The sequence below is a fragment of the Bacillus sp. FSL L8-0199 genome (assembly GCF_038005705.1).
GTDB lineage: Bacteria > Bacillota > Bacilli > Bacillales > Bacillaceae_G > Bacillus_A > Bacillus_A cereus.
In genome coordinates, this window is record NZ_JBBOTS010000004.1 from 69916 (window position 1) to 91343 (window position 21428).

Below are 21428 nucleotides of genomic sequence, written 5' to 3' on the forward strand. Positions count from 1 at the left end.
GAGATGAATTAGATGAAGAAACAAATAGCAAGCGTTGTAACTTGTACGCTATTAGCCCCTATGCTTTTTAATGGAGATATGAACGCTGCTTACGCAGCTAGTCAAACAAAACAAACACCTGCAGCTCAGGTAAACCAAGAGAAAGAAGTAGATCGAAAAGGATTACTTGGCTATTACTTTAAAGGGAAAGATTTTAATGATCTTACTGTATTTGCACCAACGCGTGGGAATACTCTTGTATATGATCAACAAACAGCAAATACATTACTAAATCAAAAACAACAAGACTTTCAGTCTATTCGTTGGGTTGGTTTAATTCAAAGTAAAGAAGCAGGCGATTTTACATTTAACTTATCAGATGATGAACATACGATGATAGAAATCGATGGGAAAGTTATTTCTAATAAAGGGAAAGAAAAACAAGTTGTCCATTTAGAAAAAGGACAGTTCGTTTCTATCAAAATAGAATATCAAGCTGATGAACCATTTAATGCGGATAGTCAAACCTTTAAAAATTTGAAACTCTTTAAAGTAGATACTAAGCAACAGTCCCAGCAAATTCAACTAGATGAATTAAGAAACCCTGAATTTAATAAAAAAGAAACACAAGAATTTCTAACAAAAGCAACAAAAACAAACCTTATTACTCAAAAAGTGAAGAGTACTAGGGATGAAGACACGGATACAGATGGAGATTCTATTCCAGACATTTGGGAAGAAAATGGGTATACCATCCAAAATAAGATTGCCGTCAAATGGGATGATTCATTAGCAAGTAAAGGATATACGAAATTTGTTTCAAACCCACTAGATACTCACACGGTTGGAGATCCTTATACAGATTATGAAAAAGCAGCAAGGGATTTAGATTTGTCAAATGCAAAAGAAACATTTAACCCATTAGTTGCGGCTTTTCCAAGTGTGAATGTGAGTATGGAAAAAGTGATATTGTCTCCAGATGAGAACTTATCAAATAGTATCGAGTCTCATTCATCTACGAATTGGTCGTATACGAATACAGAAGGGGCTTCTATTGAAGCTGGTGGGGGAGCATTAGGCCTATCTTTTGGTGTAAGTGCAAACTATCAACATTCTGAAACAGTTGGGTATGAATGGGGAACATCTACGGGAAATACTTCGCAATTTAATACAGCTTCAGCGGGGTATTTAAATGCGAATGTTCGCTACAATAACGTGGGAACGGGTGCAATCTATGATGTAAAGCCAACAACGAGTTTTGTATTAAATAAAGATACCATCGCAACGATAACAGCAAAATCGAATACGACTGCATTAAGTATCTCACCAGGACAAAGTTATCCGAAACAAGGTCAAAATGGAATCGCGATCACATCGATGGATGATTTTAACTCACATCCGATTACATTGAATAAGCAACAGGTAGGTCAACTGTTAAATAATACACCTGTAATGTTAGAAACAGATCAAACAGACGGCGTCTATAAGGTGAGAGATACACATGGTAATATTGTGACAGGTGGGACATGGAATGGTGTGACACAACAAATTGAAGCCAAAACTGCTTCTATTATCGTGGATGATGGAAAACGTGTGGCAGAGAAACGTGTGGCCGCAAAAGATTATAATCATCCAGAAGATTGGAGTGAACCCAGAGAATGAGACGAAAAAAAACACCTCTCTAAATCGTAAGTATCAGTTATAATTTTAATGGAGGTGTTTTTCGTATGGGGAAAAAGACGCATTATCCCGCCGAAATAAAGTGGAAAGTAGTTGAAATGAAACACCAAGGATTCAAAAACAAAGAAATTATGGATGCCTTAGGAATTAAACATGTGGCTCAAATTAAAACTTGGATGAAATGGTATCGTGAAGGAGAAACCTATCGGTTTGAACAGTCTATTGGAAGACAATCTGCACATGGAAAAGGCTTAAAAAGGTTAACAGAACTTGAACAAAAAGAATTAGAAATACGTTATTTAAAGGCAAAGATTATATTGCTGGAAAAGTGCCAAGAAATCTTAAGGAGGTGGGAGGAAAAGAAGAAATAATGAAAATGATAAAGGAATGGCAATCAATTTTTACAATTGCAGAACTGTGTTCCATATTTAATATTTCACGTGCTACTTATTATCGTTGGAAAAAGCAGGAGAAAACAGTAACTAATCATGAAGAAAAAACCGTAATAGAAATATGTCAACATCATAAATATCGGTATGGATATCGTCGGGTTACAGCTTGTCTACGTGCTCAATTTAACATCGTAATGAATCATAAAAAAGTATTACGTATCATGAGAAAATACAACGTATTATCTCGGGTTAGAAAAAAGAAAAAGATATTTGTGCTTGGTCATGAACCAGTAGTAGCTAAAAATAGAATACAACGGAGGTTTAAAGCCACCAAGCCTAATGAAAAATGGTTCACGGATATCACGTATTTGATGTTCGGCAATAAGACTCTTTATTTTTCATCTATTATAGATGGGTTTAACAATGAAATTGTAAGTTATAAAATAGGTGAGACACAGGATGTTTCTCTTGTATTAGATACTCTAAAAGAGGCCTTAAGAAAGCGAAATGTGATTGATACGATTTTACATTCGGATCAAGGAAAAGTGTATACATCAAAGCAATTTCAAACATATGCCAAAGAAAAAGGCATTATCACAAGCATGTCTCGTACAGGAAACTGCCATGATAATGCCCTCATAGAATCCTTTCATTCTCATTTGAAATCCGAAGGATTCTATGCGCAAAATATAAAACAATCGAATAATGCTAGTATAATACAAACTGTGGATGAATACATCCACTACTATAATAATGAACGGATTCAGAGGAAATTAGCTAACATGTCACCTATAGCTTATAGGAAACATGTTGTCTAGGTGTTTTTTCTTTGTCTCACCAAATGGGGTCAGACCAACCTTAAAAGAGACGCTTAAACTTTCATATCCCGACCAGATAAAAGAAGTCGATGGATTGTTGTCCTATAACGACAAACCAATTTATGAAGCGAGTGTGATGACTTACCTGGATGAGAATACGGCAAAAGAAGTGAAGAAGCAAATCAATGATACAACGGGGAAATTCAAGGATGTCAAAACGTTATATGATGTGAAATTGACACCAAGGATGAATTTTACAATCAAAATGGCCACCTTGTATGATGGCGCGGAAGGTGGATCATACAAAGGACCTTTAGGAGACTGGTATTCAACAGCAGTTTTTAGTACGGCCTCTAATACAGGGAAACATTCATATACTAGTATTTCTGGTACGTCATATTTAGATTTGACTTCATCAGCAAAAAGTAACCTAAAGAAAAATACTAGTTACTATCTTAGCATGTATATAAAACCATATAATGGTAATTTAGGTTTAGAGCCTACAATTGAAGTGAAAGGTGAAAAATCTACAATAGTAAGTAAGAAAGTAAAATTAGGCAGTAAGGATTACCAAAGGGTTGATATATTAGTACAAAATTCTGAAAGCAATCCGATTGATAAAATATATATAAAAAACGCTTCTAATGTACATTGGGATGATGTTACATTTACTGAAATATCTGCATTGAAACCTAAAGATCTTTCAGATGATGATATTAAAGGAATATACAAAGATTATTATGAAGATAAAAGTAATGTTGGAATGTCTTTAGATGCGGTTACATTCAAAAATATAAAACCTTTACAAAACTATGTAACAAAATACAGAGTGAAAAACCGACCCGCTATACCAGGATTAGGTGTGAATCCTATCGATAAAACGCTTGATAGTGGTCTGGTAAATGATAATAGTGATGTGAAAGTAAACTTGCGAGATTACAGTAGCAACGGCATAAACATTATTTTTGAGAAGGTAGATATATATGCAATAACAAAAGATAATAGAGAAATACTAGTGTATAGCTCATAAAAGTGGGAACCAGCATCTCCTAGTAAGTCAGCAATTTAAAAATAGTGATGTTGGTTCTAAAACTTATGGAGATAATAATATATGAAACTGCGCATAATTCCTAATTAAATCCTAAAAATGGAATAAACCAGTTTTATTAATATAGATGAAATTACATTTCACTTTCCGACAAATTATACTTTAGTATGTTTTCACAGTAAAATCTAAAAAAATTTCGTACTTATTTTCGACCAAGACTATTTTGTAAATGCACATTGCAGTGTATGTGCATTTTAATTGTAACTTCCAATGTAAACTAAATTTAAAAGTTTACATTGGAAGTTTTAAATATTAATTTCATAAAAATAGTGCGCAATTTAAAATGTATTAAAGTGGAAAATGGTATTTTTTCAGACAAAACGCCTAGTGGTTATGGTTGGTCTTATCCCTGTCAAGTAGACAGTATTAAAAAGACTAAGCAGCCATGGAGATTCGATATTCTATCGGAGCTCGATGGTTGAGTCGTTTTTGGAAACGTTTATAGTTATAAAAGTAAATATATTCTTCAATTGCTTGTATTAAATCCGCTTCTGTTTTAAAACGATTCAAATACAACATCTCCGATTTAAAATGGGAGAAAACTGACTCGATACAGGCATTATCATGGCAGTTTCCTTTGCGAGAGTGGCTGCCAATAATACCTAAATCTAAAAGTCGTTTGTTGTAGGCATGAGATGTGTACTGGAACCCCTGATCTGAATGGAGAATGGTTCCACGCACATCTCTTTTTTGTGCTAACATTTCAATTGTATCTAATACAAGTTCATTATCATTACGCTTGGAAATTTTCCAAGAAACAACTTCGTTATTATAAATATCTTGTACAACAGAAAGATAGCGGAAGCCCTCTTGAAATCGTAGGTAGGTAATGTCTGTAACAAGCGCTTCATTTGGGTGAGTCGCTTCTAAACGTGTCCAGTTCCTTATATTTTTTTTAAAAGAACATCAAACCTTCTCCCATTGCTAATTCGACTGCATACGCATCCGCTCGGAGTTATCATTTCTTCTTGCCACTCGAAATGATAACTCCGTAACTCGATGTAAAACCACTTGCATAGCTATTAATTCGACCGCTGCAAGTGGTGCTAATACAGCCACAATTGGCACACGATTCGAGAGAAGAGATAAAATCGTTAACATAGCTACTAATATCCATGAAGCGACTGTTCCTGCTGTATTCAAAGTATGCCATGACAGAACGTTTATTATCTCCATACTTCAAATGACCAAGTTCATGTGATAAACTCACTGCAAGTTTATCCTCATTCGCTTTTTTTAATAACCCTTTTGTAACACAAAACGTCTTACTCCCCAATGCATACGCATTCGGAAACGATTCACCGCTAAAAAACATTTCATTATTTCGTAATGGAATGTTTTTTAGCGGTATTACTTAATTGAAGCCGCCAACTCTGTAAGGAAGCATGTATTGGAATGCCAAGAATACTACACGAAAAAGTATAATGAAATCCCAAAACATCCAGATAAACGTGCACTCGTTCTAACCGTAAGAAAATTTGTACGATTGGTAAATACGCTACTACGTAATCATTCACTCTTTGCGCCTGAAAGGGTGACATAAAACTTATCATCGCTATCTTTCCATACATTCCAGTATTTTACGTCTGTTACTGGTCTAGTTTCGTCATGTCTTTTTTAGGTAATTTGTCTTTTGATAACTTCAAACGGTATTATTTTTAAGTTGACATATTACCGTAGGTCTTTTCGGAGGGGATGGGCAAATATATCCTTACTAAATTCGGATATGGATGTAATCTAGGCCTAACACAAACAGCTAACCAGATATCCTTCATGCGGATAAACAAGGGCAATCTACACCTGTATTTGTTTTATCCTATCTATTAGTAATTAAGCTTATGCCTAGAATTCACAATTAGAAAAATTTAAACTTTTTCAATCTAGATAACCATAGGAATTATAAACATATAGATCTAGTAATTAAAGGTATAATTGATTGGAGGTTAATCGAAACCCTTTGGAAAGACTAGTTCCAAATTGCTATTTAAATTAAGAGGGGTAAAATATTACCTTCAAAATTTCTTAGAAAGTTAAGTAGTAATAGCAAGAAATAACTAGACATATAAAACAATTCGGCTATTTTGTAATTGAATTTTTAGATAACCCTATAATCAATTCAAGAAACGATTCCATTATAAGCTCAAACTTGACCTTTTTAATGTAACTCTGCAGAACTTTACATATGTTCATTCCAGTTCAGTATTTATAATTTTCAGCATACGTTTTGATTACTTAAAGTTCTTTAGTATTTAGAAATTCAGAACCTATTTTTAAAATATGAATAGAAGTTAAAAAAATATAAATAATAAAAGAGAACTAAGAATTGGGGTGAGGATAATGAAAGTTAAAATGAGCCATATGATATCTCCTTTCTTTGTGTTTTTTGTTATACATGGAGAACAATTTGGAGCGGGTGTACTTGGATTTTCACGAATTATCGCGAAAGAAGCTGGTTATGATGCTTGGATAGGAGTGTTATTTACGGGCATTGTAATTCATTGTCTCATTTGGATTATGTACTACATGTTATCACTTATTGATGGAAGCATTTTGGATATCCATACATATGTACTAGGCCCTTTTTTGGGAAAGCTGTTTAATATAGGATTTATGTTATACTTTTTGATGATGAGCGTTTCTACTTTACGTACCTATGTTGAAATTGTACAAGTATGGCTATTTCCTACCGCATCTACTCTCATTTTGAGCATAATATTGTCTATTTTAATTTATTATATTATTTCATCCGGTTTCCGGGTTATCACTGGCATATGTGTAATTTCTATTTTTGCATCTATTAGTTACATGATACTTTGTTTGTATTGCTTGATAAGATTTGGTCACTTCGAGAATTTCTTACCAATGTTTAACCACAATATATCAGAAATTTTGCTAGCTGCAAAAGGTTCTGGATACACGATGGCTGGTTTTGAAATTATTCTTATGATTTATCCGTTTATCAAATCTCCAAAAAAGTCCTTTAAATTCGCACAATATAGTGTATTATTTTCCAATTTCCTTTACTTATTAAGCGTGATTTCTGCTTTGGCATTTTTTAGTGAAGGTCAATTATCTAAAATGATTTGGTCACAACTTTCTATGACACAGGTAATTCAATTTTCTTTTCTCGAAAGAATAGAATATATTGTAGTATGTGGGTATGCGTTAATTATGATTAGTAGCATAATTTTACCACTTTGGGCACATACAAGAGGTATGAGAGGAATTTTTCATATTAAACAAAAATATATTCTACGGATATCTCTTATTGTGACAGTAATCATCTCAATGTTGTTAAAGGATAGACAAACCATTGATAACTTTATTACACAGATTTCCAATTTATCTTTGTATCTTATTTTCATTTATATTCCAACGCTATGCCTCATTTTACATATAAAAGTAAAGATGGTAGGGAACTAAAAATAAAAGATATCATTACGTCCTTTAAATATGCAAGAGTTAATTTACTCCTAGCGGTATAAAATGTAGCTCTTTTCTAATTACAATTTGCTTAGTATGTGCCGAAATGCTAGTTGTATTTCTATATCTAGTTAACACAGATATACAATTTTTTAGCCTGGTTTTTATTTAGACGAATAAAAGAGTCTTATAAAAAAATAAAAATTAGAAATATAAGTAAGCTTTTGACCTATTTTTATACGTATCTCGGCTGTACCCCTTATTAGTTTTAGGGAGTAATATGTTTAAACAATAAAATAGAATTTAGTATCATTTTCAAAAAAGCTATCTCTTGACTTAGTTAAATTAGATATGAATGAGGGTGTTGCAAAACTCATTCATATCCAAAAATAAATACATAAAGAAATCCGTTTTCTCGGAAGAGTGATAGTATCCCAAACTATCTCCAGAAAGGACGAATTTACTAGTATGATAACCAATTTTAATCAAAATCAATCCACTTTACAGATTTTATTTGCATATGTAGACAGTTTAACAGTAGGAGGCGTTCCGCCTGTTACAGGTCGCCCACGAATCTGTAGAAAAGCTTTACTGAAATGTTTTTTCTTGAAAACTGTATTCCAAATTGACTCTTTACGTAAATTAACCCGCTTTTTGCATCAATATCCTTCATTTCGCGTATCTTGTGGTCTTTCTTTTGTCCCTCAAAAATCTACCTTTTCACGTGTAAGTACCTGGTTTCGCAACGAAGGTATTCCATTGATTCATAAACAAACTCTTCAAGAAATGAATTTAGATTTAATTCCGTGCATTTTAATTGATAGCAAGGCCTTACGGAGTAGTTTATATGATTCCCAATCAAAATGGGGGAAATCTACTCGTTATGGTTGGTATAAGGGATATAAAGCTCAGGTCTGTTTTACACCAGAAGGTGTTGTATTGTCGTATGCAATTACAATAGCGAACGTACATGATAGCAAAATGGCTCCTGTATTACTTCAAGATATACAAGACCAAAATTTGTTGTTTTCTGTTGCAGATGCTGCTTATGATAGTCAGCACATTTATGAAATTGCATGAACATGTAATTTCTTTGCCATGAATCCAATCAATCCACGGAATGGTGAACAAATTAAGAGCACACATCGTCGTGTATTGTCTTATTTTACACAAACCATCTTCGGCAAGAAGTTGATGAAAGAGCGCGGGAAAATTGAACAACAGTTTAGTAAATTGAAAGATAAAGGGCTGGAACAGCCACGTTGGTATGGTTAAAATCGTTATCTACTGCATGTACAGCTAGTTTTTTTGATTCGTAACATTGCATATTTATTTTAGTTTTGCAACGCCCTCAAGAATGAATAGGTTTAATTTTGAAAAACATCGTGAAATTTAATAATATATATTTTTATATAATAATTAAGTCTTAATATTAATGAGGGTGTTGCAAAACTCATAAATATCCAAACATGAATGCATAAAAAAATCCGTTTTCCTGGAAGAATGATAGTAATCCAAACTATCTCCAGAAAGGACGGATTTACTAGTATGATAACCAATTTTGATCAGAATCAATCCATTTTACAAATTTTATTTGCGTATGTAGACAGTTTAACCAGTTTAACCATAGAAGGCGTTCCGCCTATTACAGGCCGTCCACCCATTTGTAGAAAAGCTTTACTCAAATGTTTTTTCTTGAAAACCGTATTCCAAATCAATTCTTTACGCAAATTGACTCGTTTTTTGCATCAATACCCTTCCTTTCGTGCATCTTGTGGTTTATCTTTTGTTCCTCATATTTCTACTTTTTCACGTGTAGGCACTTGGTTTCGTGAAGAAGGTATTCCAATCATTCATGAAAAGGTTCTTCAGGAACTTAATTTAGGACTGATTCCTTGTGTCTTAATTGATAGCACGGCCTTACGGAGTAGTTTGTATGATTCACAAGCGAAGTGGGGGAAATCGACTCGTTATGGTTGGTATAAAGGATATAAGGCTCATGTTTGTTCAACACCAGAAGGTGTTGTATTATCTTATGCGTTTACAACAGCGAACGTACACGATAGCAAGATGGCTCCTGTACTACTTCAAGACATAGAAGACCAACATGTGTTGTTTTCTATAGCAGACGCCGCTTATGATAGCCAACACATTTATAAAATTGCAGGTACGTGTGATATCTTTCCGGTAAATCCCATTAATTCAAGAAATGGCGAACAAATTAAAAGTTCACACCGCCGTGTGTTATCACTTTTTGTAACTACAACCTTTGGGAAACAGTTGATGAAAGAGCGCGGGAAAATTGAACAGCAGTTTAGCAATCTCAAAGATAAAGGGCTGGAACAGCCGCGCTGGTATGGACAAAATCGCTATCTACTGCATATCCAGCTAGTTTTTCTGATTCATAACATTGCATATTTATTTTAGTTTTGCAACACCCTCATTAATTATAAATAATATATTACTTTAAGATGGTTTAAAACTTTGAATTTTGAGCTTATAATTACAGTTTTATTAAGAGGATTTATTCATTAAGAGGGTAGTTTGCAATAAATTGGTGGTTTTATTAATAAGGCGATGCTTCAAAACAAGAAATTAAAAGCCTTTCACGAAAAGAGAAGCTATAAGAAGTAAGCTTACAGCAAATTTTATCCCTTCAAAAAAGAGAAAATATACAAAAAAGAACGTGCGTATGTAATATCCCTGAAAAGCTTTATAGATTTCTTAAGGATTTAAAGAGTAATTGCCTGCAATTAAAGGTTATGACGTACATTGTTTATCATCAGAAATTAATAAATTATAATATATGAATGCAAAGTATTAATTCTTCGGAAAGTATAGACAACTTTTGTTTTGGATGCATATTTATAAAAAAGCATCACCTAACCTCACTAACATGAGAGTATAGAAACGTGCTTTTAACTTTAAGTATAGTCTCACTCCTTAAGTTGATTGGAATGAGCACACATTACGAAGATTTAGATTTTTTATGTAGGTTTGAATCTTAGAGAAATATCAATGTGTCTCTTAACCGCAAGGTTTCCGTACCTATGAATCTCCAACTTCAAATATTTCGTTAGAACTGATAAGCGATGAGTAGTTCAATGAATAAAAGTAATTTCTGAAATTTTTTATGTGAATTAATTTAGCTGGTTTGTTATGAGAATATTCATTATAAGATAACCTTTTTCTGTATAAAAAAATAGGCTCCATAAATGGAGCCGCAAACGAATTAAAACAAAGAACAGACACTTAATAGGATAGCATGATTTTTAGCTGATAAAAACGAATTTTTTGCTTTTGAAAAGTGTAGAATAACATCTATAAAAAACTCGAAACTGTATTATAATTTCACATGCGCTAGTATTATGTCATCAGACTTATTAGATTGGAAAACAAGTCTCTTATCGAACCATGCGAAGAGGAAGTACTCTTTTGAGTACTTCCTCTTCAACTAATCGGTTGGTTTTAGTTTATTTAAGTAGACTAATACTAAAAACCTACTCATTACTTAACGCCTTTATTTTGGTAACTACAACTTACTTCCTATATAATTTTACTTTGTATTCAAATTGTAATCAAAATACTTCACTGATTACCTTGACAAGTTCTTCGTATTTAGCATATTACTTATTTGTATATCCTCAATAATAATTACATCGGGCCTTTTGATAGATATTAACCCAAGTGATCTTTTCTTACATTACTGATATGTTCATAGGTTTTTGCTACTTTAAAACATTGTATATTCGATTTCGAAGAGCCATATCTTTCTTTCGGAAAGATTGTGTTGTGCTGCCATTACCTTGCTTTCTAATGTACGAAACAATGTATGTGGCTCCGTTTGAAATATAGCAAAATCTTTTATTACGATACCAATCCCATTAGAAGATTTTATTTTTTGAAAATTGTGTCTCGATTAATAAAGATGCAAATTATTTACCACTTGAATTTCGTCTAGCAGTAGTATTTAAAATCCCTCCTGTTACCTCACGGTATTTCAAACTTCAAAACTTTGAATTTTAGGTAGTTTAATTCTATTTTCAATTGCAATAATTAATCTATTAGTTTGCTTTTGTGTGTAGGATTGAATTTTATTCTGTTTTGACTTCAATCGTGGAAAATCGTTCTGTTTCTTAAAAAATTATAAAAAATAACCTTCCATATTTTTTAATGTGGATTGAAAGCAATACTTTCTACTTCTGTTAACCATATACTATCATTTTACTATGTATAATTAAGCTCATCAGAGCAAAATGACGGTAAATCCTGTTCATTTGTATATATTATTCCACACAATGAAATTCTAGACATGTATATTTATGAATAATTGTATCTTTTATAGTTGTTGATACGATTATTAAATTACGAGTTTACTATATTGTGACTTGTACATGCATTTGGACAGAGAGTTTCCTTCTTATGATTCGTACAAAAAATATTGAGTTTCAAATAAACTTAGATAGTACGAGCTTTGCAATAAACAAAAAATAAATTTGACAACAGAACTTTTTGTAATTTTTCTTTTGAATCTAAATGATAGTCTTGTAGAGGATAATTTTTTAGAGAGGTGTGATGTGTTTTGTTAGAATTAAGTAGTAGAGCTATTGCAATATTTCTAGATGATGAGTTAATTCCATCTTCAAATATTCGGAAAAAATTCCAAATATCATGGTAAATATAATTTATAGATTTCATTTACTATTTTTACATGTGGGGGTTGATATGAAAAAATGAAAGGTAGGAGAACATGAATCTATATTTTAAAAAAATCATAGCTTTATTGATAATGAGCATTTGGATAATGAATACTAATTTAAATACTGTTTTTGCAGTAACAAAATCAACAAATGTTCAATCAATAAAATCTAGCTCGAAAAATGAAAGTGATGTCGGGACGAATCCTACAACTGATCAAGAAGGAAATATAGAAAAAGACGATCAAGGATCAAAGACAAATAAAATAGTAGAAAATGAAGAAAAAAAAGAAGTCTCATCATCTTCAAAAAACCAGAGGTTTTTACCAATTGAAGGGAATTTTGAAGTTCCAAATAAAGCAAATTCAATTGCTGATGGTGAGACAGTCCATGTAACCAAGGATGAACCGGAGCAATTAGGTGCAATTTGGTCCAAAAAGCAACTTGATATGACTCAAAATTGGAATACTGAGATGAGTATTCAATTCAATTCAACATATATTAATACTGCGGCAGATGGTATGGCTTTTGTTCTTCATAATGATCCAAGAGGTATTAACGCAACAGGAGATAATGGTCAATCACTGGGGGTATGGAAGACATCTCCTATGGGATCGGCACAAAATTATATTGAAAATGGATGGGCTATTGAATTTGATTTCTACCACAATGGAGATGGATTAGATGCTAATATCACTCAAGATTTTGGATATATGCATATTGCAAATTCAATTACACGCTCTGAATTTGATGGCAAAGGAATGGTACATCAAAACCTAAAACAAATTCAGAGCCGTGACTTGCTTGGACAAAATAAATTAGAAGTTCAATGGAATTCAAAATCCAAAAATCTAACGTATCGATTTTCGGATGTACTAGGTAAGGCATATTGGGAAGAAAATGTACATTTTGATCCCATGTTAGTTTTTGGTAGTAATAACGTGTTTTGGGGTTTCACAGGTGCAACTGGTACAAATGCAATGCATCAAACTGTAAAATTCAAATCAATACCGCAGACAATTCAAGCAAAACCCAAAAGAAAGACGTTTATCTTAGGAGACAAAGTTAAAATTACAGATGATAATATAAATGAATTTCTTACAATTGAGAGTGGTGATGATGTAAAATTAAAAGATTCATCATATTCATTTTTTGCAAATGTCGTTGGTAATAATCAAAGTATTCATATAGATTTAGTGGACAAATATGGGAATGAGAAAGAATATGTTATTCCTGTTAATGTTTATTGGGGAAACTCAATTTTATTAAGAGGTGAAAATGACTATTCAATAGGAGCATTTACAATAGACCATGATGGGAAGTCAAATTATATATCGGCTGCCGAGGGAATAACTCGTGGAGATGAAGATGGGAATGTACATTCTCAATTTGCTGATAAACAGTATTTTAGGATTGGACGAAAAATCCCAAATCAAAGTGTTCAAAATCTTAATGATATAAAGACAGATATTGCTATTACCGCACTAGGAAATGATCTTGCAAAAGAAAAAATCCAATCTTTTAATAATGGTACACAGCGAATAGATGTAAATTCAGGTGACATTATTGAAGTATGGCATGCCGAATCAGGAAAGAGAAATGTATTAATAGTTAATGATGAAGAGACTATACAGCATGCAGGATTGAAAACCGTGTATTACGAAATATCAAAAACTACATTTAACCCCTTACATGTTAATCAGCTAACTCCCAAAAAAGTTAATATAAAAAATGGAACATCTAATCAAGAGTTAATAGAAAAAATAGGAGATAGCATTGATTTGAAAGGATATGAGAATATTAGAGTTGAACGTTTTAAGGATAAACTTCCCGACACAAAGAAAGATGGAGAGCAATTAATAGATGTTGTGGTAAGTGAAACACTAAAATCAGGGAAAAAAGTAGAATATATTTATACTGTTACATATATAGTGAATCCTGTTGTAACTGAGAATATTTATAGTAGTGAAGGAAAGTTGTTAGATACGTTACAAACAGAACTAACATATGGGGTAGATTCATTTTCACCTGAACCCAAAAATCGATTTGAACACGATGGAATAGATTATAAATACATTGGCTGGTTAGCAGGAGATCAAAAACCCGGTGAAGGTGTTCCTCAAGCAGGTAAACCAAATACTGTAAAAGAAACGACAACGTTCAATTATATTTTTTTGGACATGAAAAAATTGATTAAAGTTACGATTCCAATAGAAATGATTTTCTCCTCAAATGATAAAGAGACAGGAAACATTCAATCTAATAATTATTATATAGAAAATCATTCTGATGAAGTAAATTTGAGTCTAAAATTTGTTTCAATGGAAACAAAGGAAAATGCAGGAATAAAATTATTAACACCCGATGATCAAAATCCAAGTTTAGGGATTGAAGAATCAATGCGGTTAAATTTAGTAGCAGATGGCATAGAAAGAATAAATAGTCTTAATGAAATGAGTGGAATTACGGAAATTGGAACACTGAACCCAAAAGACAAATTAATGATAAATTTTACAGGAACGTATTTTGGAAAAATAACAAAGGATAAGAAAAATACGAATCATAATTTAGTTTTTAAATTTAGTGCAAATTAATAATATACTCAGGGAGTTAATTATGCTAAAAGGTAATATTCACAAGAAAAATAAAAAAAGGAATTTACTTATTGTTTTTTTTCTCACCTTTCTAGGTGCTTTAACAATCTATACACTAAATACTAGATTTGCACCTGAAATCATTGCGGGAGATTTTTTGCCAGATGAAAAGGTAACACAGAAAATAGATAAGAATAAAATAGCGCAAGAAAAGGTTGATGCTTCACAATTTACCTTAAGTATCTATCCAGAGGCTATTTTTGAAGAAAAATCAGGTAAAGGATTCCTTCATATTAAAAATGAATCAAGTAATGTTTATCCAATAAACGTAAAAATAAAAATTGATAATACAAATGAGATCATTTATGAAACAGGTGCCATATATCCTGGAAATGAAGTTAAACAAGTAACTTTAGAAAAAAAGCTAAAAGCAGGTAAATACAAAGCCACAGCGGATGTTGATATATTTGATCCAAAGAGTAAAAAGAAACAAGGAACAACTCAAGCAGAAATGCAGATTATTATAAAGAGCTAGGTAATAAATATTAAATTTATTTAAATAGTAAAAACAGAAAAGAGGAATTAATATGAGAGTACAAAAAAAATTAGCAAGTATTGTATTATTAGGTATGATGGCAATGGGAGGCGGAGTAAATACGTTCGCAGCAGAAGGTGAGTATCAAACGATAGAAGGTCAAACAGAGGCAAATATTACAGCTAAGGGTGTTATTGGCGAAGCAGATAATACAGATCCTGGTGAAGCTATTCCAGAAGGAGACAACAAATGGATTAATGTAACACTACCAACAGATGTTGTATTTTTCTCTGATGAAAAAACAGAACATAAAACAATTGTTTCGCCAGAAAATTATAAAATTATCAATAACTCTGGTAGACCTGTAAAAGTATTTTTAAAAGGTTTTACTGGTAAAGAGGACACGGCAGTAAAAACCTTGAATCTTGTTTCGAAAATTGAAGGAGATTTTGAAACAAAAGAATTAATTAGGGATAATAAGATAGCTGTAACTCAAGAATCTGAATTAGTAAAGTTAGCAAATAACGAAGGGAAGTTAGATGAAAAAGATGCAAATAAAGAAGTAAGTTTCAAATTTACTGGAAATGTTGATGAAACGTTACTTGGAGAAGAAAAACAAAATGTCGAATATAAAATGACATTAAAGTTCAAAGCTCTAAAAATGGATGGGACCGAAGTTGAGTAAGCAGTTAGCATTAAAAATGAAAGGTAGAAGGACACATAAGAAAGCATTAATGAAACAATTGTTCCTTAGCATGTGCTTCATATTAATTCTTTTTGAAACAAATATTTCATACGCATCAGAAATATTAAATCACCAAACAACAAACACAAGAGTATATGGTATACTGGGAGAAGATACAAACAATAATAATGAAGTAGAAGAAAATCAACTCCATCCAAAAGAAGAAATATCGACTATAATAATAAATCCAGATAAAAAATTACCTGAAACCGGTGGGTACTTCTCTTTTATCTCAACCTTATTAGGAACAATGTTAATATCTTTAGGTATATTAATGTCTATAGTGAAATGTATTAATAAAAAACGTAATTGGTCAGAAGAGATAAGATAGAAAATCTGGCATGATTATTTAAAAAAAATTATACATAAAGGGAAAATTCAAATAATAAAAACCCCTTTAGATCAATATTAAGTGAACCCGTATAGTGATATATGAAAAAAACACCTCCTGAATTCGCATACACGTATGAAAATTCAGTGAAGGTGTTTTTTTGTTTTAATACGAGTGTTCATCATCCAGAAGAAATATTATGGAAAGTAAATGAGATGACAAAGCAGAATAAAGCATATAAATTCCGTATGCTTCCAACAGAAGAACAAGCATATCTTATGCGTAAAACCTTAGGTTGTGTACGTTTTGTGTATAATAGAATGTTAGCTGAACGAAAAGAAGCGGATGAAAAATACAAAGATGATAAGGAGCAACTAAAGAAACAAAAGCCTCCAACTCCCGCGAAATATAAAGCAGAATTTGAGTGGTTAAAAGAAGTGGATTCATTATTTTTGGCAAATGCTCAACTAAACTTGCAAACTGCCTATAAGAATTTCTTTCGTGGTCATAATGACTTTCCAACACTCAAAAGTAAAAAAGACAGAAAATCTTATACTACGAATGTAGTAAACGGAAATATCATGTTGCTGAATGGTCATATCAAATTACCAAAACTGAAAATGGTACGTATCAAACAACATAGAGAAATACCACAAGACCATATAATCAAGTCATGTACGATTTCTTTGACACCTACTGGTAAATACTATGTGTCCATCTTGACTGAATATGAGAAAGAGATTGTACGAAAAGAAGTAGAAACAGTAGGGGGGGAGACTTTGCGAAGGATAGATTATACGTTGGTTCCGAGGATGAGAAAGTCAATTATCCTAAGTTCTTTCGTAACATGTTAGAACGATTAGCAAAGGTACAACGAGTATTATTAAGGCGCATTAAAGGTTCTGAGCGTTGGCATAAACAACGTATTCGTATAGCTAAGTTACATGAGAAAGTAGCTAACCAACGTAAGAATTTCCTTCATCATGAGTCTAAAAAGTTAGCTGATCATTTTGATGTCGTAGTTATTGAAGATCTAAACATGAAAGGAATGTCGCAAGCACTTCATTTTGGAAAAAGTGTCACTGATAATGGATGGGGTATGTTCACTTCTTTCTTAGCTTATTAATTAAACGAACAAGGAAAACAACTTCTGAAAATAGAATAATGGTTTCCTTCCACCAAAACATGTAGCAATTGTGGAAATATGAAAAATATAACTTTGTCTGAACGAATCTATTCGTGTATATGCGTGTAAATCTCGAAAGTGATTATAACGCAGCTATCAATATCAAAAATGAAGAAATACGCCTATTAGCATTAGGATAAATAGCAATAAAGAAACCTTTGGAACAAGGGTGTTAGCTCGGCTGTCTAAGGACAAATTCGTTAGCTATCAAAAGTAATGATTAACCGAGTAGCCCCCACTTCAAACAGTCCGTTAGGACGTTAAGTGGCGGATAGTTCACTTTATTGTTAAGTTCTTGTAAGTTACATAAGATATGGATTCCTAACAGAATCAGCTCTTATACGTTCAATCTAAATAAGTGCTGGATAAATATATTCTGATTTCTGATAGACTGCTCCCTTAATTTGAGTTGTCCTTTTTTGACCATATGCATGGCCTCTATTCCAACAATCATTTTTGTAGCGGTTCATAATGATTTTAATCCAAGCATATTCCAGATTCGTTTTTTGATAAACCGATGGTCTTGCTTAATCATATTATTTAAATATTTTTTTACTCGAAGTGGCATACCATGTGGTATGCTTTTTTCATTTTTTAATTCCCGTATCGCAACGGGATAGGTTTTATCCCCATCCACAGTTATTACACGAGGTTTTGTGACATGATAAGAAGCCAAGGTTTTTTTTAGAAAACGCTTGGGAGCTTTCGCATTTCGTTTAGTACTCAAATAAAAATCAAGCGTGCTTTCTTTGGAATCAACAGCAAGGTATAAGTATATGTTTTTGCTTTTGATTTTGATGTAGGTTTCATCCACTCTTCAAGAATCATTCGTTCGTTTCAAATGTTTCCACTTGAATATATTTTCTCTTTCGATATAGGTTACATACCTTTTGACAGCAGTAGTATCAGTATGGCCAAATTTAAAAGACCATTTTCAAATTGATTAGCTTTTTTTACACTTTTTAAAGTCTTTCTCTTCTCACTCTATATATTTAGGGTTAAAAGTTCCGAAAGGAACAGGTAGTATTTTTTGAGAACCCCATTTAAAAAATCTCCACCTTGTCCGCTTTACTCCCTCTTTGCAAAACTTTTTTCGGCTGGTTTTTAGCTTTCGCAAGCCGAACAGACCAAAAACAAGAAAAGCGTTTAAAATAAAAGTGAACTTCTAATCCTATCAGGAGTTTCATTTTTTATTTATTTGAAAGAAGGATAGTCCTTATATAATTAAATTTTAATATCAAAATTATAATTTTTACATTAAATCTATTGTTGGTTTGAAAGCTGTAGAAAAATTTTGTACTTTTTTTGTTATTTTATAAGATTATTAAGATTTTTTTATAAAGGGGAAAGTGAGTAAAATGAAATTCGATAATGTACGAACTTTTATTAAATGTATTTCATAATATATTAGGCATATATTCAAGGAATTGCAATTCCTTTAAAAAGTTGGTGAAAACATGAATAAGTTTAATAAATGTAATCATATTCCATTTCCATGTGCGTTTCCTCCTATAGAGGAAGGACCAACAGGAGGAACTGGTCCAACTGGGCCAACTGGGCCCGGTGGTGGAACAGGGGTAAGTATAACGGGTCCAACAGGCCCTACCGGACCTCAAGGAGTAACAGGAATTCAAGGGGAGCCTGGACCAGCAGGACCTACCGGACCTCAAGGAGTAACAGGGATTCAAGGGGAGCCTGGACCAGCAGGACCTACCGGACCTACAGGATCGGTACCACAATCTGCATTTAGAGCTGAAAATTCTGTTTCTCAACAAATCAATGGGACAACTACACAAATTCTGTTTCCTACACTAATATTTGATTTGAACGGTGAATATGATTCATTGAATTCTACTTTTGTTCCTAAGCAATCAGGAGTTTATTCTATTGTAGCTAGTGTAGTAGGTTCTCCGGATAGTGCGGCTATAGATCAGAGATTGACACTTTTAATAAGAGTTAATGGTAATAATATAGTGAGAGTTGATAACTATCGGGTAAATTTTAGTCAAAGTGTTTTTAATATGGGGACAACTGCTAGTACGATCTATAGTTTGAATGCTGGGGATCAAGTAGATGTCGTTGCTTTTTTTACCTCATTGGGTCCTGGAACTACGATAGGTGGTAATAATTTAAATTTCTTTGCAGCAGCAAGAGTTCCTTCTCCATAAATTATTTTATTAGAGATTCTTAATTGAATGAAAAGTCCCTTTAGATTTTGAAGTGACTCCAGAAAGTTAGACAGGTCTTTTCATTAGGCAGCCTCTAGGGTATGAGCCCGGTATTTGTACGAGGGCACTGAAAAAACTCCATCCACTTAGCGAGGTATTCGACGATTCAATCGTCGAATACCTCGCATTTTTAATTTATTAAAATCGGCATAAAATAATGTGAATTTAATAAATGGGGTTCAGCCGCATGCCCATCAACTTAAGGATAGAAACTCCACGTTTTTCCATTGATTGAAATGAAAAAACTTTTAAACAGTATAATCCTCTTAAAAATAAGCATACGAAATAACCCTAACGGGTTGGATTTTTTTACTTATGCAGCTTTCTTTTGTTTTCCAAGTCCACTATACTCATAGATAACACCCATAATATCAAAGACAGTTTTCTTCTCATATCGATGAGATTTCCGGCCATTTTTCTGTAGTAGGGTAAACAGGCGGATTAAAACCTTTGTTATTACTTGGGTGTTTCTCTGTATTGCTAGATATAACAGCGATAGATGATCTTGAATCATCCCAATTGCTTTATATTCGCTTAGTTCTCTTTTGTGCTTTTGCAACAGAAGTTGGCGCATTTTAAACATCGTGGAAGAACAAATAAAAATAGCAATGAGTTTGCCATACACATGGCATTCTAATCTTTCTTGTTTTATAGTTTGCTAATGATGAATTTGAAATAGAGATTTCCACGTTTTAAATATGATCTCGATCTGCCAGCGGAGAGAGTAAAAATCATGGATTTGTTCCATCGGAACCACCTCCCAAGGCGTATTCGTAACATATATTCGGTAGATAATTACTCTTGTAAATAATCTTTGATTCTTGCCAATATACGACTCTTTTATTTCGTACGTTTGTCCTGGTTTTAACATGTTCATAATGTTCTCTAAATCAACTTGGATATACTGTGGCTGTTTTTTGATTGTCCCATTTCGAAAGTATTCCGGAAATGGATTTTTCGTATAGACGGAATGGTTTAACTTAAATTTTGATATATAGCACACGCCACGTTGATCCATTTGATCTAAGTCTTCTAATGAAAAATAGCCTAAATCACGAACACATAGATCACCTGGCCGTAAGGTATCTAAACAATCTGTTCCAAATGTTTTATCATTATTTTTCCCTGGCCCTACCTGGAAGTTTAGTAACTGTCCGCTGTGTAAGTCATATTCTAATTGAATCTTGATACCTGCTGTTTGTGCACAACCACCTGACCCAGGATATACATGTGCTAAATGTTTCGGTGCTTGGAAGATTGTCGCATCTAAAATACGGATTCGTTGAAAATACGTGAGTGCTGCACTTGAAATGACTGATGTTTTACAAAGTGTACTTTTCCATAATGCAGAAAAAATATATTTCAAAAATTCAACCGCTTTTTTATCAAAGCGTTTATTGAGTCCTTCTGGACTCATAAGAGTGCCTGTGGCTGCGTGTAATTGACTGCATAGTCGAACCAGAGAATCACTCACTGTACGTTGACTGCCCCAAATACATATGGTAGCTAATTCATTTCCTGAAAACTTTCGTTTTCTTTTTACAAAACCTAATTTTTTTGCGAGTTCTTCCAAAAGAGAGGGGGTTAAATGACGATACAGCTCTTCAGAAAAGAGTTGTAGTTGATCTTGAATCGAAAGATTCATAAAAAATGTCATCCTTTCTAGCTAGCTTTTAGAAAGAATAACGTTTTTTGACACTTGCGGGTAGTCT

General features: G+C 32.9%; 12 protein-coding genes and 7 pseudogenes. 14 read left to right on the forward strand and 5 right to left on the reverse strand.

Going from position 1 to position 21428, the window contains the following annotated elements; all coding sequences use genetic code 11:
- The first annotated feature begins 12 nt into the window (after nucleotides 1-12).
- The 3 genes from NST86_RS32095 (at nucleotide 13) to NST86_RS32105 (ending at nucleotide 3899) form a co-directional block, all read left to right on the forward strand.
- Nucleotides 13-1641 (forward strand): binary toxin-like calcium binding domain-containing protein, encoded by a 1629-nt coding sequence (locus tag NST86_RS32095; protein WP_340935300.1) that lies wholly within the window; start codon nucleotides 13-15, stop codon nucleotides 1639-1641.
- Between the two features lie 65 nt (nucleotides 1642-1706).
- Nucleotides 1707-2869, forward strand: a protein-coding gene (locus NST86_RS32100; RefSeq protein WP_085963828.1) for an IS3 family transposase whose coding sequence is annotated in 2 segments (ribosomal slippage) — nucleotides 1707-1974 and nucleotides 1974-2869 — 1164 coding nt in all. Because the reading frame shifts where the segments join, the coding sequence is not laid out codon by codon here.
- A gap of 94 nt (nucleotides 2870-2963) precedes the next feature.
- Nucleotides 2964-3899 (forward strand): hypothetical protein, encoded by a 936-nt coding sequence (locus NST86_RS32105; RefSeq protein WP_340935303.1) that lies wholly within the window; start codon nucleotides 2964-2966, stop codon nucleotides 3897-3899.
- 453 nt (nucleotides 3900-4352) lie between these two features.
- Here the strand turns inward: NST86_RS32105 and NST86_RS32110 are convergent, their stop codons facing one another.
- The 3 genes and pseudogenes from NST86_RS32110 to NST86_RS32120 form a co-directional block, all read right to left on the reverse strand.
- Nucleotides 4353-4865: an IS3 family transposase gene (locus NST86_RS32110; RefSeq protein WP_340935429.1), complete on the reverse strand. Its 513-nt coding sequence runs from the start codon at nucleotides 4863-4865 to the stop codon at nucleotides 4353-4355.
- A gap of 36 nt (nucleotides 4866-4901) precedes the next feature.
- Nucleotides 4902-5153 (reverse strand): hypothetical protein, encoded by a 252-nt coding sequence (locus tag NST86_RS32115; protein WP_254914317.1) that lies wholly within the window; start codon nucleotides 5151-5153, stop codon nucleotides 4902-4904.
- Between the two features lie 31 nt (nucleotides 5154-5184).
- Nucleotides 5185-5292: pseudogene (locus NST86_RS32120) on the reverse strand (hypothetical protein); the annotation flags it as partial.
- Here NST86_RS32120 and NST86_RS32125 point away from each other — a divergent pair.
- The 10 genes and pseudogenes from NST86_RS32125 to NST86_RS32170 form a co-directional block, all read left to right on the forward strand.
- Nucleotides 5285-5520, forward strand: a pseudogene (locus NST86_RS32125) (IS110 family transposase); the annotation flags it as partial. The pseudogenes NST86_RS32120 and NST86_RS32125 sit on opposite strands and share 8 nt — an antisense overlap.
- A gap of 217 nt (nucleotides 5521-5737) precedes the next feature.
- Nucleotides 5738-6028: pseudogene (locus NST86_RS35010) on the forward strand (Tn3 family transposase); the annotation flags it as partial.
- 283 nt (nucleotides 6029-6311) lie between these two features.
- A complete protein-coding gene (locus tag NST86_RS32135; RefSeq protein ID WP_176343009.1) occupies nucleotides 6312-7400 on the forward strand; it encodes a GerAB/ArcD/ProY family transporter in 1089 nt (362 codons plus the stop codon).
- A 468-nt stretch (nucleotides 7401-7868) separates the two neighbouring features.
- Nucleotides 7869-8738 (forward strand): annotated as a pseudogene (locus NST86_RS32140) (transposase).
- A 210-nt stretch (nucleotides 8739-8948) separates the two neighbouring features.
- A complete protein-coding gene (locus NST86_RS32145; RefSeq protein WP_327953197.1) occupies nucleotides 8949-9827 on the forward strand; it encodes a transposase in 879 nt (292 codons plus the stop codon).
- Between the two features lie 2377 nt (nucleotides 9828-12204).
- Nucleotides 12205-14691, forward strand: coding sequence for an L-type lectin-domain containing protein (locus NST86_RS32150; RefSeq protein ID WP_340935305.1), 2487 nt, complete (start codon nucleotides 12205-12207; stop codon nucleotides 14689-14691).
- A 22-nt stretch (nucleotides 14692-14713) separates the two neighbouring features.
- Nucleotides 14714-15226: a hypothetical protein gene (locus NST86_RS32155; protein WP_327952482.1), complete on the forward strand. Its 513-nt coding sequence runs from the start codon at nucleotides 14714-14716 to the stop codon at nucleotides 15224-15226.
- A gap of 52 nt (nucleotides 15227-15278) precedes the next feature.
- A complete protein-coding gene (locus NST86_RS32160; protein WP_061664855.1) occupies nucleotides 15279-15911 on the forward strand; it encodes a hypothetical protein in 633 nt (210 codons plus the stop codon).
- Nucleotides 15904-16302 (forward strand): LPXTG cell wall anchor domain-containing protein, encoded by a 399-nt coding sequence (locus tag NST86_RS32165; protein ID WP_086424400.1) that lies wholly within the window; start codon nucleotides 15904-15906, stop codon nucleotides 16300-16302. The genes NST86_RS32160 and NST86_RS32165 overlap by 8 nt, the downstream gene beginning before the upstream one ends.
- Before the next feature lie 215 nt (nucleotides 16303-16517).
- Nucleotides 16518-17628, forward strand: a pseudogene (locus NST86_RS32170) (RNA-guided endonuclease TnpB family protein).
- Nucleotides 17629-17825: 197 nt separating this feature from the next.
- Here the strand turns inward: NST86_RS32170 and NST86_RS32175 are convergent.
- Nucleotides 17826-18332, reverse strand: a pseudogene (locus NST86_RS32175) (IS6 family transposase); the annotation flags it as partial.
- Nucleotides 18333-18945: 613 nt separating this feature from the next.
- On the opposite strand from NST86_RS32175, the gene NST86_RS32180 reads away from it, so the two are divergent.
- Nucleotides 18946-19656, forward strand: a complete 711-nt coding sequence (locus tag NST86_RS32180; RefSeq protein ID WP_277996587.1) for a hypothetical protein — start codon at nucleotides 18946-18948, stop codon at nucleotides 19654-19656.
- A 373-nt stretch (nucleotides 19657-20029) separates the two neighbouring features.
- Here NST86_RS32180 and NST86_RS32185 read toward each other — a convergent pair.
- A pseudogene (locus NST86_RS32185) lies at nucleotides 20030-21361 on the reverse strand (IS4 family transposase).
- Nucleotides 21362-21428 lie beyond the last annotated feature (67 nt).

What these genes read in the sequence shown, in the direction of transcription:
- NST86_RS32095 (WP_340935300.1), top strand. Translation starts at nt 13, where the DNA reads ATGAAGAAACAAATAGCAAGCGTTGTAACTTGTACGCTATTAGCCCCT.
- NST86_RS32115 (WP_254914317.1), bottom strand. Translation starts at nt 5,153, where the DNA reads ATGGAGATAATAAACGTTCTGTCATGGCATACTTTGAATACAGCAGGA.
- NST86_RS32145 (WP_327953197.1), top strand. Translation starts at nt 8,949, where the DNA reads ATGATAACCAATTTTGATCAGAATCAATCCATTTTACAAATTTTATTT.
- NST86_RS32150 (WP_340935305.1), top strand. Translation starts at nt 12,205, where the DNA reads ATGAATACTAATTTAAATACTGTTTTTGCAGTAACAAAATCAACAAAT.
- NST86_RS32155 (WP_327952482.1), top strand. Translation starts at nt 14,714, where the DNA reads ATGCTAAAAGGTAATATTCACAAGAAAAATAAAAAAAGGAATTTACTT.
- NST86_RS32160 (WP_061664855.1), top strand. Translation starts at nt 15,279, where the DNA reads ATGAGAGTACAAAAAAAATTAGCAAGTATTGTATTATTAGGTATGATG.
- NST86_RS32180 (WP_277996587.1), top strand. Translation starts at nt 18,946, where the DNA reads ATGAATAAGTTTAATAAATGTAATCATATTCCATTTCCATGTGCGTTT.